Genomic DNA, 14,882 nt, shown 5'->3' with positions numbered 1-14,882 from the left:
CCCCGGGCATCTGGGGTGCAAATACTTCGTGGATAGCGGATGCGTCGACATGCTGGCCTCTGCGTGCGCCGAAGCCAATCCCCGTGCCCATGAGTACAGCCTGAGGTGGCTGCTTGCCGGGGTTTTCGGCGAGCACGACGTTATTGTTGAAGACCTGGACGATCTTCCAGCCAGTCGTTGTCATATTTATGCATCCTAAGACATGACGGTGGCCCGACTCTACTGAGAGCCGGGCCACCGCGTACGCAAGGAACGAGCTTAAGGGAGCTTATGCTCCTTGATAAGTTGCTGGTACCAGAAGAAGGAATCCTTGCGGATACGGGCGAGGGACTTGAGATCCGTGTCCGTGCGGTCCACGTAGATGAAGCCGTAGCGCTTCGCCACGCCTTGGTGAGTAGAAACCAAGTCGATCGCGGACCACGGGCAGTAGCCGAACATCTTGACGCCATCCTTGAGCGCGTACTGAATCTGCTCGATGTGCTTCGAGAGGTATTCAATGCGGTAATCGTCGTGCACCTTACCGCCCTCGGTCAGCTCATCGAACTCGCCGAGGCCGTTTTCCGTGACGATCATCGGGAGCTGGTAGCGGTCCCAGATGCGGCGCATGACGGTGCGGAAGCCCTGCGGGTCGATGCCCCAGCCAAAGCTGGTGACCTTCGCATACGGGTTCTGCACGGACTTGTACAGGCCGGCTTCGCCGCGCGCGATCTGCTGGTCGCCGGAGCCGTCATTGATGGCTTCGCCCTCTTTGATGGCGGCCACGGTCTGCGAGTTGTAGTAGTTAAACGCGATGAAGTCCGGGTGCGCGGCGGCGATGATGTCCATGTCGCCGTCTTCGATGTCCGGCTCCCAGCCACGCTCGGTGAGGTAGGCCCAAGCGATGCCGTTGTAGTGGCCGCGGACCGCGAGATCGAGGTACAGCCAGTTGCGGATGGCCATCCAGTCCTCGGCCACGACGATATCCTCTGGGTTCGAGGTCGCCGGGTACGTCGGGGAAATATTCGGTGCCGGGCCGATGAGGATCTGCGGGTAGCCCTCGTGCGCGGCGATCATGGCCTTCGCCTGCGCAATGAACATGTGGTGGTTCTGCTGGTACACGCTCTTCTTGGAGTTGCTTGTGCCTATTCCGGCTGTGCCCAGAGCATCGCCGTGCAAAATCATCATGTTCTGCTCGTTGATGGTGAGCCAGTAGCGGACCTTCTCGCTGTACTCGCGGAAGAGAACCTTCGCGTAGCGCTCGAAGGCGTCGATGGTGGCGCGGTTGCCCCACCCGCCCTTGGCGTCGAGGGCCGCAGGCAGGTCGAAGTGGTACATCGTGATGATGGGCTCGATACCGTACTTGAGGAGCTCGTCGATGAGCTTGTGATAGAACGCGATGCCAGCCGGGTTTTCCGCGCCGTCGCCGTCCGGAATGATGCGGGTCCATGCGATGGAGAAGCGGTAGGCCTTGAGCCCCATCTCTGCGAAGAGGGCGACGTCTTCTTCCACGTGGTGGTAAGTGTCCGTGGCCACCGTGTAGTCACAGGTTCCCTCGGGGAAATCCGTGCGCAGGTCGATGACGGACGGACCCTTGCCATCCTCGTTCCAGGCACCCTCAGTCTGGTAGGCCGAGGTCGAGGCGCCGAAGAGGAAATCCTCGGGGAAATCCGGTAGCTGCTTGTACTCCATTGATGATCACTTACTCCTTGAAATAGTGACGGCGGTTTAGGCGGTGACGGTCTTGGCGTTGATTGTCATGACGGCGGAAGCATCGTCGACCGTGCCGCCCGCGGTGCGTGCGACATCGAACTTATCCGAGTTCGTCACGATCATCATGGTGGTGGTGTCGATGTCCTTCTCGCGCATGGTCTGCATATCGACTTCTGCGAGCACGTCGCCTTGCTTGACGGAATCGCCCTTCTTGACGAGTGCCTCGAAGCCCTCGCCGCCAAGCCCCACGGTATCGACGCCGAAGTGGATGAGGATGTCCGCGCCTTCTGCGGTGCGGATGCCGTAGGCGTGGCCGGACTTCATGACGACCTTCATGAGACCGTCGCACGGTGCGACGATGCGGCCATCGGTGGGTTGGAATCCAACACCTTCGCCCATCGAGCCGGAGCTGAAGACGGGGTCCGAGACCTCTGCCAGTGGAATGATGTTGCCGTTGACGGGAGCGCGCAGGGCGCGGGAGGCGAATTCGCCGGTAACCGGGGAAACCTCGACGTCATCATCGTCGCCGTCGTTGGTGGCTTCTGCAGCCTTCACAGCGGCGGCGTCACGTTCTAGGTCTTCCTTGGTAAAGCCGAAGAAGTAGGTACCAACGGTGGCCAGGACGAAGGAGAGCGCAGTACCGGCGATAAGCCAGCCAATCGTGTTGGATTCGCCGGACGGGTCGATGCCAATGGGCAGGGTGAGCAGGCCCGGTGCGCCGGTGCCGTAGACTTTGGCGCCCATGGCGCCGACGAGTGCGCCACCGATGGCGGCGGAGATAACGCCGATGACGAAGGGCCGCTTGCGCGGTAAGGTCACACCGTAGACGGCAGGCTCAGTAATGCCGAAGATGCCGGCGAGGGTTGCAGAGAGCGACAGGCCTTTTTCCTTCGGGTCCTTCACGCGGAGGAACACGCCGAGTGCGGCACCAGCCTGGGAGAGCACGGACGGGAAGCACGCGGCCTTGAGCGGGTCGACGCCGTTGACGGCCACGTTATTGATGAAGACGGGGACGATGCCCCAGTGGACGCCGAAGATCACCATGATCTGCCACAGTGCTGCGATGAGGGCGCCCGCGATAATCGGCGAGAAGTCATACGCGCCGGAGAGGAAGAAAGCCAGGATATCGCCAATCCAGACGCCTGCCGGGCCCAGGGTGGCCAGCGTCAGCGGGACCATGATTGCCAGCGTGAGCATCGGGGTGAGGAAGTTACGCACGGACTCGTGGAGCCCCTTGCTGATCTGCTTTTCGATGAGCGACTGCACCCACACCGCGAGGATGATCGGGATGACGGTCGAGGTGTAGTTCTGCAAGACGATAGGAATGCCGACGAAGGTGACCTCGTTGCCTGCCTTGGCGAAGGCGTTCAGGGTCATCTGCGTGACTTCACCGTCAACCACGACGGACACGGCCTGCAGCTGCGTGTAGAGCAGTGCGCCAGCGAGTGTCATGGCGGTGTAGATATTGGCGCCGAACTTACGGCCGGCGGTGACCGCGAGGATGAGGGGCAGGAACATGAAGAGTGCGTCACCCGCAGCATAAAGAATGCTGTAGGTCGTTCCCGTCTTGTCCATCCAGCCGAATGCGGCGAAGAGGGCAAGGAGGCCCTTCAAAATACCAACGCCGGCCATGGGGCCGAGGATAGGGGCGAAAATCGACGAGACGATATCGACGGCCTTGCCGAGGACGCTGCTCGACTCGGATTCGGCTGCCTCGCCGGACTTTGCGGAGTTTTCCTGGAGGCTCTTGGGCAGACCGGCGTAGACCTGCGGAACGTTATTGCCGATGACGACCTGGAATTGGCCGCCGGACTCGACGACGGTGATAACGCCGGGAAGAGACTTGATCTTGACGTCATCTGCTTTGGCGCGATCGTTGAGCTTGAAGCGCAGACGCGTGGCGCAGTGCACCACAGAGTTCACATTGGATTCCCCGCCGACTTCAGCCAAGATGTCCTTGGCCAAGGCCGGATAATCAACCTTTGTTGCCATGAGAGGTGGGTTCTTTCTACTCTATGCGGGCCTTCATCCTGCCATGAAAATGACAAAAACCTGGCCGAACCATGTGCGCTCATGCGCAGATGATCCGTCCAGGTTTTGCTCCCCATCACGGTGAGGATGACAACCCTAGTTGGATTGGTGGCACTGAAGGTGCCGTTGAGAATCACGTTAGTGGCTGCGGGCAACGAACACAATAAGCACTGTGTGTGAATCTGATCATGCAGGATAAGAGCCGTTAGTCCACGACGAAGTTCTTCCGGGTGGAGCGGAAGATGACCCAGCGCTGCACGCAAAAGTTGATGAGCGTCGCGGTGCCTTGGGCGATGACATAGGCGACCACGAGGGCCCAGGAGCTGGGCCAGGCAAGATCGTTGTCGAGGAACTCGAAGCACCACTTGTATAGCGCGATGTTGACTGCGTAGGTGAGTGCGTACGTTGCGGCAACGGCGAGGAAGCGGCGGGTGGAGGCCTTCGCGTTGAAGGTCCAGCGGCGGTTGAGCAGGTATGCGGTGAGCGTGCCCACGATAAAACCGACGGTGCGGGCCGAGGTGTCGCCGAGGAGGTCGAGGCCGATCTGGAGCAGCCAGGTGATTCCGACGTCGATGACGCCGGAGATGCCGCCGGTGATGGCGAACTTCGTGCCCTGTGCTTGCAGGGAGTTGGAGCGCGAAAGGCGATCGGCGGCGGAATCCATGGCGGTGGGTCCTGTCTTATTTACCCTTGAAGATGAAGACGCGCTGGATAACGAAGTTGGTGATTGTCGCGACCGCCTGGGCGATGACAAACGAGATGGTGTCCTTGACGGCACCCTCGAAGCCCATGGCGATAAGCGGGGCGTTCGTGGCCCAGTAGAGGAAGTTCTGCACCGCGAAGGTCGAGATATAGAGGAGGCCGACTGCGGTGGCAGTGCGGCCGGAGACCTGCGCCCCGAAGGTCCAGCGGGCGTTGGCGAGGTAGGCCGCGATGGTGCCGAAGACCCAGCCGATGGCCTTCGCCGCGGAGCGGTGGAGGCCCAAGTGCGTGAGGATGAGGGTGAGGCCAAAGTCGAGAATGGCCGTAAACACGCCCACGGACACGAAGCGGACGAGCTGGGTGCGCAGCGAATTACCGGGCGTCGCGTTGACAACGTCGTCCGTGCTCAGGGCGGCATCGTGCGCGTCGGGTTGCTGCGGGTTGGGGGTCTGCGCGGTATTTTCCACGCTGATAGCCTACCTGCCGCGGGCCTGCGGAATGGTTAACGACGAAGAAGCGCGCGGAAGAGGTCGAGCCGGTCGACCGGGGCGAGGGCCTCGGGGCCGGTGGCGCGGACCTGCGTGAGGACGGCGAGGGAATCGGCGCAGAGGTTCAGGGCGGCATCGGCAAGCAAGGGCGCGCCGGAGTCATCGACCCAGCCGAGGGCCTCGAGCGTGGTGGTGAGGACGGACTCCGTGAGCTGCTTGTCGCCCATGCAGGTGAGCGCCAGGGCGGTGGACCAGAAGGCGTCGCGGCCCTCGAGCGTGACCTCGCGGGGCAGGCTCGCCAGCGCCTGCAGCGTGGCGGTGGGAAGGCTCACCTCGCGGGTGAGATCGAGCGCCTGGAGGAGTGGCACGAAGTCGAAGAGGCGGGAACGCACGACGGCGTCGCGGACCTCGGGGCGGACCTGCTCGAGGACGGCGTTGATGGTTGTAGCGCCGGTGAGCTGAGCATTAATCGCCGTGATATCGAAGGGGACATCGAAAGAACCGGAACCGCCGACGCACAGCGCGCGCGGGGTGTCAGCGTCGCGCAGGTAGACCTCCGCGACGGTGATGGTGAAGTCCCACAGGCCCCAGACGTAGTCGATGTGTTGGCCCGGGCGGCGCAGGAAGTCGCGTACGCGGTGGGTGGGATCGATACGCGCGCCGCGGGCGGCGTCGTGCTCAAAGAAATGCCAGGGCGCGTCTTCGTTGGGGAGCGCGAAGCACGTGGTGAGAACCTCGTGGAACTCTTCAAACGTGAGCGCGTCGTTGATGCCAATCTGGCGGTGGACCTCCGCGTCCGTGCGCACGTGGGCGACCTGGACGATGATGGTCGACTCGGCAGGCTGGCGTCGCGCGCGGGCCTGTTCGAGATCGATGATGGGGGAGGACATGGGCCCCAGCCTAACCACTTTGATGGTCCCGCGCCGTGGGCGCCGAGCTGAGTTAGCGGGACGTGTCGTTGGACGACTGCTTGTCGAGGCCGCGGGCTTCTGCCTCAGAGACGGCGAAGGTGAGCGCTGCGAGCAGCGCGCCGGTGAGGCTCCAGGGCTTGGTGGCGCCGCGCTTGCGCAAGAAGCTGACGATGCCGCGGGCGATCTTCACGTTGAGGAACGCGCCGACGGCGAGTAGAGCGAGGAGGACAAGGAATGCGCCGTACGTCTTGAGTGGGGATGCCGGCTCGACCGTCAGCGGTGCGTCATCGCGCTCGTCCTCGTTCTGGGCGTTAGCGAAGGCGACGAGGCTGCCGAAGGCGGTGAACCCGGTGAGGTAGCCGACCGTGAGACCGACCTTGGACTTGAGGTAGTCCGGCAGCGCGGTGAGAATTCCCACAGCGGCGGCCTGCGCGATGCGGCCGGCAAGCGTGTCGTCGAGGGCATAATTATCGGTCTTATTTTGCGGAGCGATCATGCGGGATAGTCTAGACGGCATGTATTCCGATAAGCATGAGCATATGACGCCGGCGCAGCAGGCAGCCCAGGACGAGCGCACGGAGGACGACCGTCGCAACGGCTCCTACCAGGCAACACAAAATACGACGGCGCCGCTCAGCGACTTTATGACGCGACTCATGGCGCAGGAACTGCCCATCATGGACTCGACCTCGCGCCAGCGCGTGTACGACATTCTGCGGGAGTATGACGGCCCCGTGATTGAGACGCAGGAGGAGCTGCCCAAGGAAATCCGTGACCTCATGGATTTGTATTAAAGGTTTTTTGATCGGGCATGGGAATGCCCGGTTTGTTCCGTATATCACTTGGGTCCTGCGTGTCATGCGGGCTCACACGTGGGTAGGCTGGATGGAGCATTATCCGTCGAGCAAAGAGTAAGAGATGGAACTACACACCACCGAACAGTCCCTGCATGGTTGGGGACGTACTGCCCGCACCTCCGCTCACGTCCTGTCCACCGCAGACGTTGAGGTCATCCAGGCGGCCGTCGCCCAGGTGGCGGACGACAACTCCGACAAGCCCGAGCACCTCAAGCGCGGCGTCATCGCCCGCGGCATGGGTCGTTCCTACGGCGACCCGGCACAAAACGCCGGCGGCCTCGTGATCGACATGCAGCCGCTCAACAAGATTCACTCCATTGACCCTGAATCCGCCATTGTCGACGTCGACGGCGGCGTCACCCTGGACCAGCTCATGAAGGCTGCCCTGCCGTACGGCCTGTGGGTTCCGGTTCTGCCGGGCACCCGCCAGGTCACCATCGGCGGCGCCATTGGCCCCGATATTCACGGCAAGAACCACCACTCCGCCGGCTCCTTCGGCAACCACGTTGTCTCCATGGAGCTGCTCGTGGCCGACGGCCGCGTCCTCCACCTGGAGCCGGAAGGCTCTGCAGATGATCCGGACGGTACGCTGTTCTGGGCCACCGTGGGTGGCATGGGCCTTACCGGCATCATCCTGCGCGCCCGTATTCGCATGACGAAGACGGAGACCGCCTACTTCATCGCGGATACGGACCGCACGAACAACCTGGATGAGACCGTGGCCTTCCACTCGGACGGCTCTGAGGTGAACTACACCTACTCGTCCGCATGGTTCGACGTCATCTCCCCGGAGCCGAAGCTGGGCCGCTCGACCATCTCCCGTGGTTCGCTCGCCACGCTGGCACAGCTTGAGGAGCTCGCGCCGAAGCTGGCCAAGGACCCGCTCAAGTTCAACGCGCCGCAGCTGATGACGGTGCCGGATATCTTCCCGAACTTTACGATGAACAAGCTGTCGCTCATGGCGATTGGCGAGGCCTACTACATGATGGGTGCTCCGGCCCGGAACAAGGTGAAGAACCTCACGCAGTTCTACCAGCCGCTCGATCTCATCGGTGAGTGGAACCGTGGCTACGGTTCCAATGGCTTCCTGCAGTACCAGTTCGTCGTGCCCACCGAGGCCGTTGAGCCGTTCAAGGACATCATTCGAGACATGCAGCGTTCGGGCCACTACTCGGCGCTCAACGTGTTCAAGCTCTTCGGCCCGGGGAACAAGGCTCCGCTGTCCTACCCCATGCCGGGCTGGAACGTCTGCGTGGACTTCCCCATCAAGCCGGGCCTGGGTGCCTTCCTCGACGACCTTGACCGTCGCGTCATGGAGTTCGGTGGCCGCCTGTACCTGGCCAAGGAGTCGCGTACCTCCGCCGAGAACTTCCACAAGATGTACCCGGGCATGGAGGGCTGGCTGAAGACCCGCAACGAGATCGACCCGACCGGCGTCTTCGCATCTGACATGTCCCGCCGTCTCGAGCTGCACTAGAAACCACCCCGAAAGGACCTGAAAAGAACATGCTGAATGCAGTAGGCCAGGCACAAAACATCCTGCTTCTGGGCGGTACCTCCGAGATCGGTCTGGGCATCGTCTCCGAGTTCCTCTCCCACGGCGGCACCCCGCACGTCACGCTCGCCGCGCGCAAGGATTCCCCGCGTATCGACGCGGCCCGCGCACAGCTCGAGTCCCAGGGCGCACAGGTCGAGGTTGTCGACTTCGACGCCACGGACTTCGACTCCCATCCGGCCGTCATCGACGCCGCGTTTGCACACGGCGACGTGGATGTTGCCATCATCGCCTTCGGTACCCTGGGCGACCAGGAAGCGCTGTGGCAGGACCAGGCGCAGGCTGTTGCTTCCGCACAGACTAACTTCACGGCACCCGTGTCCGTGGGCGTGCTGTTGGGCCAGAAGCTGAAGAAGCAGGGCCACGGCACCATCGTCGCCCTGTCCTCCGTCGCAGGCCAGCGCGTGCGTCGCTCTAACTTCGTGTACGGCGCGTCCAAGGCAGGTGTCGACGGCTTCTTCGTCAACCTCGGCGAGGCGCTGCGCGAGTCTGGCGCCAAGGTGCTCGTCGTGCGCCCGGGCCAGGTGCGCACCAAGATGTCCGCCGCCGCAGGCGAGGCACCGCTCACCGTCAACGTCGCCGACGTTGCCAAGGCCACGTACGACGCAGTCGTGCACAACAAGGAGTCCATCTTCGTGCACCCGCTGTTCCAGTACGTCTCCCTGGCGTTTAAGTTCATCCCGCAGCCCATCTTCCGCAAGCTGCCGTTCTAGAACGACCCGCAACCCCCGCGCCCGCTCGTCGACTGTGACGTGGTCGCGGGGGTTTCGCGATCCCGGATTCCGGTGGGGAATGTGGTTCACTGGAACTCATGACTACTGCCGCCGCTCAGCCGCGCCGCCGGGGTACCATTCTGCGTCCCCAGATGCGCACCGAAAACTATGCGTCCGATCTGCTCTCTCTGCGCTCCACGCTCTTAGGGCTCTCGAGCGCCGGTGTGGGCGCCTTTGCGGTGACGCTCGTGGCGTGGATCGTGTTCAAGCGCACGCACCTGCCGGCGTTTAGTACCTCTATGGTCACGCGCGCGCTCGCGACGGCGGGTGTGGTGCTCACCCTTGTCATCGTGGCGGGGCTGCTCGCATGGTGGATTTCGGATGAGTACCACGGTAAACGCCGCCGGCCGCAGTGGCGCGTGGCGCTCACGTATTTCTTCTCCTACATGGCACCGGCGTTCATCGTCATCGCTGCGGTAGGAATTCCGCTTTCGGCCACCAAGCTGTGGCTCGACGGCATTCAGGTCGACCAGGTCTTCCGCACACAGTTCCTCACGCGCACGACGGAGCAGGGCGGCTACGCGGACATGAACTACCTGGACATGCCCACGTTCTATCCCATGGGCTGGTTCTGGCTAGGCGGCCGGCTCGCGGCGGTGTTGGGCTTACCGGGCTGGGAGGTCTTCCAGCCGTGGGCACTCATCTCGCTCGCGGTGGCAGGCTCCATCCTCGTGCCGATCTGGCAGCACCTCGTGGGCTCGCTGCCTGTGGCGACGGCCATTGCTGTGATGACCACGGCGGTCACGCTCACGCTCGGCGCGGAAGAGCCGTACTCCGCGGTCATTGCGATGGGCGCGCCGGCGGCGGCGTTGCTCGCGCAACGTGCCTTTCATGGCTCGTGGTCCGCGACGGCGGGCCTTGCCCTCTTCCTGGGTATCTCGGCGACCTTCTACACGTTGTTTACCGGGGCCATTGCGCTCACGGTGGTTTCCCTGCTCGCCGTCATCACTGCGGTTTATGAGCGCCGGTGGCTGCCGATTGTCCGGCTCGTCATCATCGGCGTGACCTCGTTGGCCATCGCCGCCGTCGCGTGGGGTCCCTACGTCATGTCGGCGTTGCGCGGCGGCGTCCCGCCCGAGTCTGCCGCGCAGCATTACCTGCCCAGCGAGGGCACGCAGCTGCCCGTGCCGTTCCTCTCGCCCAGCGTCATCGGTGCGCTGTGCCTCATCGGTGTCATTTTCCTGGCGCTCCGGCTTGCCGATGCCGAGGTGCGGGCGCTTGCTTTCGCGCTCGGCGGAATCTACGCATGGATCGTCGCTTCGATGGTGGTGACGCTCGCCGGTACGACGCTGCTCAGCTTCCGCCTGGAGATCATCGTCGTGCTCTTCATGGCCACCGCCGGCATTCTGGGTCTGGCGGAGGCACGGCTGGTGGGCATTCACTCCCTGTATCCGGCGCGCTTTGACGTGCCGACGAACCGCGCGATTACCACGGCCTTCGTGGTGGTCGTGCTGCTGTCAGGCATCTACTACGTGCAGCAGATTCCGCGCGTCAACGAAGATGCCATTGACCACGCGTACTCGGATACGGACGGCAATGGCGAGCGCGCGGACCAATTCACCCCGGACGCGGCCTCGAAGTACGGGGAGATCAATGACTTCATCGTGGACCACGGCTACACGCCGAACGGCACGGTCATCATGACTGACGAGAAGCTGTTTATGGCGTACTACCCGTACCACGGCTTCAACGCCTTTACCGCGCATTACGCCAACCCGCTGGGACAGTTCCGCGAGCGCAGCGCGCAGATGGAAACGTGGGCGCGCGAGTCCTGGGATCAGAACCCCGAGCAATTCCGCGCGTCGCTCGATAGCGCCAAGTGGCAGGGGCCGTCCGCCATCATCTTCCGCGGCGAGGTCGCCGAGGACGGTGCGGAGACGGACGGCTACAAGATCCACCTCGCGGAGGATATCTACCCGAACCAGCCCAACGTGCGCTACCGCGCGATCTTCTACAACCCGGAGGTCTTCGCCGAGGGCTGGGACGTCAAGCAGATCGGCCCGTTCGTCGTCGCCGTGCGCACCCAGTAGTAGACAGTCATGACAGACCCGCTGCGCCCGCCCTCAAATGCTGGCCGAGAGTTCGGCGATAGAGGAGTGGCGCGCGACCCCGCATGGTGATGTATCGGGTGCTGCGGGAGGCCCGCGGCGAGCTTTCCCCGGCGGAGCTGGGGCATTCGGTCGAGCATCCGCACATGGCCGTAGGCGTGACGGAGGAACTGCGCCTGGCCACAGTCGTGGTGCATACCGCCTGCGGGCTCACGGACATGCAGCTCGAGGCGGAACTGCGGGCGGCAGATGCGGAGCTGGCCCACGCGGCTAGGGCTTTGGGGCCGGGATCACCTGCGCAGAGATAAGGCGAACCGCGCGAGGTGGTTTAGACTATCTGGGTGACTTTATCGACCGAAAGCCCAGCATCGAGCGTTGCTTCGCAACCCGTGCGCATGGAGACTGCGCCGGCGTGGCTGAAGTGGACTGCTCTCGTCTCCGGCATTCTTGGCTTCCTGGCCTTTGTGGCCCTGCCGTTGTTGCCGGTCAACCAGGTCCAGTCCAGCGTGCACTGGCCGCAGAATGACTCGCTCAATTCGATCAACTCGCCGCTCATCTCGGTGGCGCCGGAGAAGATTGATGCGGACATCCCCATCGCAGCGACGCAGTACCTGCGTGAGGGGCAGTCGCTGCTCTACGGCACGGTGCCGCCCGAGTCGGAGAAGGCGACCAACCGCGGCATGTTCGTCCGCTACGACGAGGAGCGGGGCCTTACGGTCGCCTCCCTCGACACGGTCATCCTCTCCCTCGACAAGAGCGAGGTCGCGGCCCTGCCTGATGATGCCGTGCTGCATATCGCGGCGGATGGCGACTCCGTGCGCGTTGACGTGGGCAAGTACGAAGAAGAGACCGAAGACGACGAGCGTCCGCAGGTCACCGGTACCTACACCGAGATTGATAACACGCCGGAGGCTCGCGCAGCGCTCAGCGATATGCGCGTCGACGTCGAGGTCAACTCCCGCTTTACCTCCTCGCCGTCCACGGTGAAGACCATTGCCATGTGGTTCGGCCTGCTCATGGTCCTCATCTCCTTGTTCTGCCTGTGGCGTATTGACCGCCTCGACGGCAAGCGCTTCGGCTTTATGCCGGAGACGTGGAAGCAGGTCCGTCCGCTCGATGGCGTGGTCGCCGCCATCCTCGCGTTCTGGCACATCTTCGGTTCGAATACCTCGGACGACGGCTTCATTCTCACCATGGCGCGCGTGAGCGGTCACGCGGACTACATGGCGAACTACTACCGCTGGTACGGCGTGCCTGAGGCCCCCTTCGGTTCCCCGTACTACGACCTCCTCGCGGCGCTCACGCACGTGTCGACCTCCTCGGTCTTCATGCGACTGCCGTCGCTTATCGCGGCGCTTATCATTTGGTTCGTCCTCTCGCGCGAGATCCTTCCGCGCTTTGGCGAGCTCGTTAACGGCCGCCGCGTCGCCCACTGGACCGCGGCGTTTATGTTCCTGGCCTTCTGGTTGCCGTATAACAACGGCATCCGCCCGGAGCCTATGGTCGCCTTGGGCGTCATGCTGACGTGGGCGTCCTTCGAGCGCTCCATCGCTACGCGCCGCCTCCTGCCGGCGGCTATCGGCACCATCATCGCGACGATCACGCTGGCCGTCGGCCCCACGGGTCTGTTCGCCGTGGGCATCTTCCTGGTCTGCCTGCCGCAGCTGTTTGCCTTCCTCGGCGAGCGTGCCAAAGCCACCGGGCTGGGCTGGGCCCCGCTCGTCTCCGCGTTCCTCGCCTCCGGAACCGCGATTATGGTGGCGGTCTTCCACGACCAAACGCTCGCCACCGTCCTTGAGTCCACCTCCGTGCGCTCCCAGGTCGGCCCCGCGCTGCCGTGGTACTCCGAGTATGTCCGCTACACCACGCTCTTCCAGGAGTCCGTGGACGGCTCGCTCACACGCCGCTTTGCGATGTTCACCATGCTCTTCTGCCTGGCGCTGATCATCTACGCGTTCATCAAGAACCGCCGCGTCGTGGGCGCTGAGGCTGGCCCCACCGCGCGCCTGCTGCTCATCATCGCGCTGAGCATGTTCTTCCTCATGTTCACGCCGACGAAGTGGACGCACCACTTCGGCATCTACGCCGGTGTCGCCGGCGTCGTCGCCGCCCTGGGCGCGGTCGTGCTCTCTCAGATCGCCCTGCGCTCCTCCCGCGCACGCACCTTCGCCCTGGCCGCCGTGACCTTCCTCCTTGCCATCTCCCTGGCTGGCTGGAACGCCTGGTGGTACGTCTCCTCCTTCGGCATTCCGTGGTGGGACCGCACCGTCCAGTTCAAGGCCATTGAGGCGAACACGGTGGTGCTCGCCATCGGCTTGGTCATCCTCGCTATCGGCATCATCCAGTCCTTCCGTCGCGAGTCGCGCCGCACCAAGGCGATCGCCGCGGGCACGAGCGACGAGGACTTCCGCGCCGCCGAGTCTGACCGCGTGAGCCGCTGGGCCGGCGTCATGTCCGCGCCCATCGCCATCGCGTGTATTGGCGTCGTGGCCTTCTCCATGGCGTCCTTCGCTAAGGCCTACGTCTCCCAGGGCGACGCCTACTCCGTGGGCAAGGGCAACCTCGCTTCGCTGGCGGGCAATACCTGCTCCATGGCGGACGCCACCCTCGTGGAGACGAATACGAACGACTCCTTCCTCGAGCCGATTGCTGGCACGCTGGGTGAGTCGCTCGACGACCCGAACTCCACGGGCTTTGGCCCGGATAGCGTGCCGTCCTCCATCGAACCTGAGTACCAGAACTCCGCCTCCGTTGGTGCTATCGGCGACTCGTCCACGTCGCAGAGCACGGATACGACCCAGGCGTCCTCCGGCGCCGACCGCTCCCTGGGCGGCGCGGTCGACGAGAACGACCAGACCGGCGAGACGGACGGCACGGCCTCGACGAAGACGGAGAGCGAGTCCGCCAACCGCAGCGAGCAGGAGAAGCAGGCTACCTCCGGCGAGCGTGCGCAGGAGGGCGTCAACGGCTCCCACATTGCGCTGCCCTTCGACCTGGACTACACCAAGGTCCCCATCACCGGCTCCTACTCCGAGGACCAGGAAGGCACCGCCAGCCTTAAGTCCCAGTGGTTTAAGCTGCCTGAAGCAACCGACGCCGCCCCGCTCCTCGTCGTTTCCGCCGCCGGCAACATCTACCATCACGACGTCAACGGCATTGAACAGGACGGCATGGAGCTCACGCTCCAGTACGGCACGCAGGACGGCGGCTCCATCAAGGACATCGGCGAGGCCGAACTGTCCGATGTCGGCGCCACCCCGCAGTGGCGTAACCTCCGCATGGCACTCGACCAGCTCCCCTCCGAGGCGAACGTCGTGCGCCTCGTCGCTACGGATGACTCCCTCGATGAGGAAGACTGGCTGGCCATCACGCCGCCGCGCGTACCCACCCTGGACACCCTCAATAATGTCATCGGCTCCGATACCCCGGGCCTTCTCGACTGGTCCACGGCCCTGCAGTTCCCCTGCCAGCGCACCTTCGACCACTACGCCGGCGTGGCCGAGATCCCCGAGTACCGCATCCTTCCGGACGCGGCGGCGCAGACCTCGCTCACGGACTTCCAGTCCTTCTCTGGCGGCGGCGCCATGGCTACCGCGGAGGCCGTGAACTACGACTACGAGATCCCGGCCTACCTCAACCACGACTGGGCCCGCGACTGGGGCTCCATCAAGAAGTACGAGCTGCGCACCAACTCCGCCGGCGAGGCCCCCGACCTCGCCTCCATCGACCACGAGATCATCACACGCTCGGGTCTGTGGAAGGAATCTGAGATGAAGATTCGCCCGGAGGGCTCTGAAAAGTAGCCCTTCAATGCCGAAAGCCGCCGGA

The 14,882-nt window shown here is 63.7% G+C and carries 11 protein-coding genes and 1 pseudogene; 5 read left to right on the top strand and 7 right to left on the bottom strand.

Going from position 1 to position 14,882, the window contains the following annotated elements:
* Positions 1-70 precede the first annotated feature (70 nt).
* From ABJ196_RS08310 to ABJ196_RS08280, 7 genes and pseudogenes are all read right to left on the bottom strand, one after another.
* Positions 71-184, bottom strand: a pseudogene (locus ABJ196_RS08310) (CAT RNA binding domain-containing protein); the annotation flags it as partial.
* Positions 185-258: 74 nt separating this feature from the next.
* Positions 259-1,668 carry a glycoside hydrolase family 1 protein gene (locus ABJ196_RS08305; protein ID WP_347306114.1) on the bottom strand — a complete coding sequence of 470 codons (1,410 nt, stop codon included), beginning with the start codon at positions 1,666-1,668 and terminating at the stop codon, positions 259-261.
* A 36-nt stretch (positions 1,669-1,704) separates the two neighbouring features.
* Entirely contained in the window at positions 1,705-3,681 is a 1,977-nt protein-coding gene (locus ABJ196_RS08300) for a beta-glucoside-specific PTS transporter subunit IIABC (protein WP_347306112.1), read from the bottom strand.
* Positions 3,682-3,925: 244 nt separating this feature from the next.
* Positions 3,926-4,384, bottom strand: a complete 459-nt coding sequence (locus ABJ196_RS08295) for a GtrA family protein (protein ID WP_347306110.1) — start codon at positions 4,382-4,384, stop codon at positions 3,926-3,928.
* Between the two features lie 16 nt (positions 4,385-4,400).
* Positions 4,401-4,790 carry a GtrA family protein gene (locus ABJ196_RS08290; RefSeq protein WP_347306199.1) on the bottom strand — a complete coding sequence of 130 codons (390 nt, stop codon included), beginning with the start codon at positions 4,788-4,790 and terminating at the stop codon, positions 4,401-4,403.
* 134 nt (positions 4,791-4,924) lie between these two features.
* Positions 4,925-5,800, bottom strand: coding sequence for a hypothetical protein (locus ABJ196_RS08285; protein ID WP_347306108.1), 876 nt, complete (start codon positions 5,798-5,800; stop codon positions 4,925-4,927).
* A 52-nt stretch (positions 5,801-5,852) separates the two neighbouring features.
* Positions 5,853-6,317 carry a hypothetical protein gene (locus ABJ196_RS08280; protein ID WP_347306106.1) on the bottom strand — a complete coding sequence of 155 codons (465 nt, stop codon included), beginning with the start codon at positions 6,315-6,317 and terminating at the stop codon, positions 5,853-5,855.
* Positions 6,318-6,336: 19 nt separating this feature from the next.
* Here ABJ196_RS08280 and ABJ196_RS08275 point away from each other — a divergent pair, with 19 nt between their 5' ends.
* From ABJ196_RS08275 to ABJ196_RS08255, 5 genes are all read left to right on the top strand, one after another.
* Positions 6,337-6,615 (top strand): hypothetical protein, encoded by a 279-nt coding sequence (locus ABJ196_RS08275; protein ID WP_066485863.1) that lies wholly within the window; start codon positions 6,337-6,339, stop codon positions 6,613-6,615.
* A gap of 124 nt (positions 6,616-6,739) precedes the next feature.
* On the top strand, positions 6,740-8,155 hold the full coding sequence (locus ABJ196_RS08270) for an FAD-binding oxidoreductase (protein WP_066485871.1): 1,416 nt from the start codon (positions 6,740-6,742) through the stop codon (positions 8,153-8,155).
* Between the two features lie 29 nt (positions 8,156-8,184).
* Positions 8,185-8,946, top strand: a complete 762-nt coding sequence (locus tag ABJ196_RS08265) for a decaprenylphospho-beta-D-erythro-pentofuranosid-2-ulose 2-reductase (RefSeq protein WP_347306103.1) — start codon at positions 8,185-8,187, stop codon at positions 8,944-8,946.
* A 98-nt stretch (positions 8,947-9,044) separates the two neighbouring features.
* Entirely contained in the window at positions 9,045-11,036 is a 1,992-nt protein-coding gene (locus ABJ196_RS08260; protein ID WP_347306101.1) for a galactan 5-O-arabinofuranosyltransferase, read from the top strand.
* A gap of 413 nt (positions 11,037-11,449) precedes the next feature.
* Positions 11,450-14,857, top strand: coding sequence for an arabinosyltransferase domain-containing protein (locus tag ABJ196_RS08255; RefSeq protein ID WP_347306197.1), 3,408 nt, complete (start codon positions 11,450-11,452; stop codon positions 14,855-14,857).
* Positions 14,858-14,882: the final 25 nt, after the last annotated feature.

The sequence above is a fragment of the Corynebacterium sp. SA-MJD20WY100 genome, assembly GCF_039822565.1.
GTDB classification, from domain to species: Bacteria; Actinomycetota; Actinomycetes; order Mycobacteriales; family Mycobacteriaceae; genus Corynebacterium; species Corynebacterium phoceense_A.
This window is presented reverse-complemented; position numbering and strand designations above follow the sequence as displayed.

Excerpts from the sequence above, each read along its gene's own strand:
- ABJ196_RS08305 (WP_347306114.1), bottom strand. The coding sequence starts at position 1,668 with ATGGAGTACAAGCAGCTACCGGATTTCCCCGAGGATTTCCTCTTCGGC.
- ABJ196_RS08300 (WP_347306112.1), bottom strand. The coding sequence starts at position 3,681 with ATGGCAACAAAGGTTGATTATCCGGCCTTGGCCAAGGACATCTTGGCT.
- ABJ196_RS08295 (WP_347306110.1), bottom strand. The coding sequence starts at position 4,384 with ATGGATTCCGCCGCCGATCGCCTTTCGCGCTCCAACTCCCTGCAAGCA.
- ABJ196_RS08285 (WP_347306108.1), bottom strand. The coding sequence starts at position 5,800 with ATGTCCTCCCCCATCATCGATCTCGAACAGGCCCGCGCGCGACGCCAG.
- ABJ196_RS08280 (WP_347306106.1), bottom strand. The coding sequence starts at position 6,317 with ATGATCGCTCCGCAAAATAAGACCGATAATTATGCCCTCGACGACACG.
- ABJ196_RS08275 (WP_066485863.1), top strand. The coding sequence starts at position 6,337 with ATGTATTCCGATAAGCATGAGCATATGACGCCGGCGCAGCAGGCAGCC.
- ABJ196_RS08270 (WP_066485871.1), top strand. The coding sequence starts at position 6,740 with ATGGAACTACACACCACCGAACAGTCCCTGCATGGTTGGGGACGTACT.
- ABJ196_RS08265 (WP_347306103.1), top strand. The coding sequence starts at position 8,185 with ATGCTGAATGCAGTAGGCCAGGCACAAAACATCCTGCTTCTGGGCGGT.
- ABJ196_RS08260 (WP_347306101.1), top strand. The coding sequence starts at position 9,045 with ATGACTACTGCCGCCGCTCAGCCGCGCCGCCGGGGTACCATTCTGCGT.
- ABJ196_RS08255 (WP_347306197.1), top strand. The coding sequence starts at position 11,450 with ATGGAGACTGCGCCGGCGTGGCTGAAGTGGACTGCTCTCGTCTCCGGC.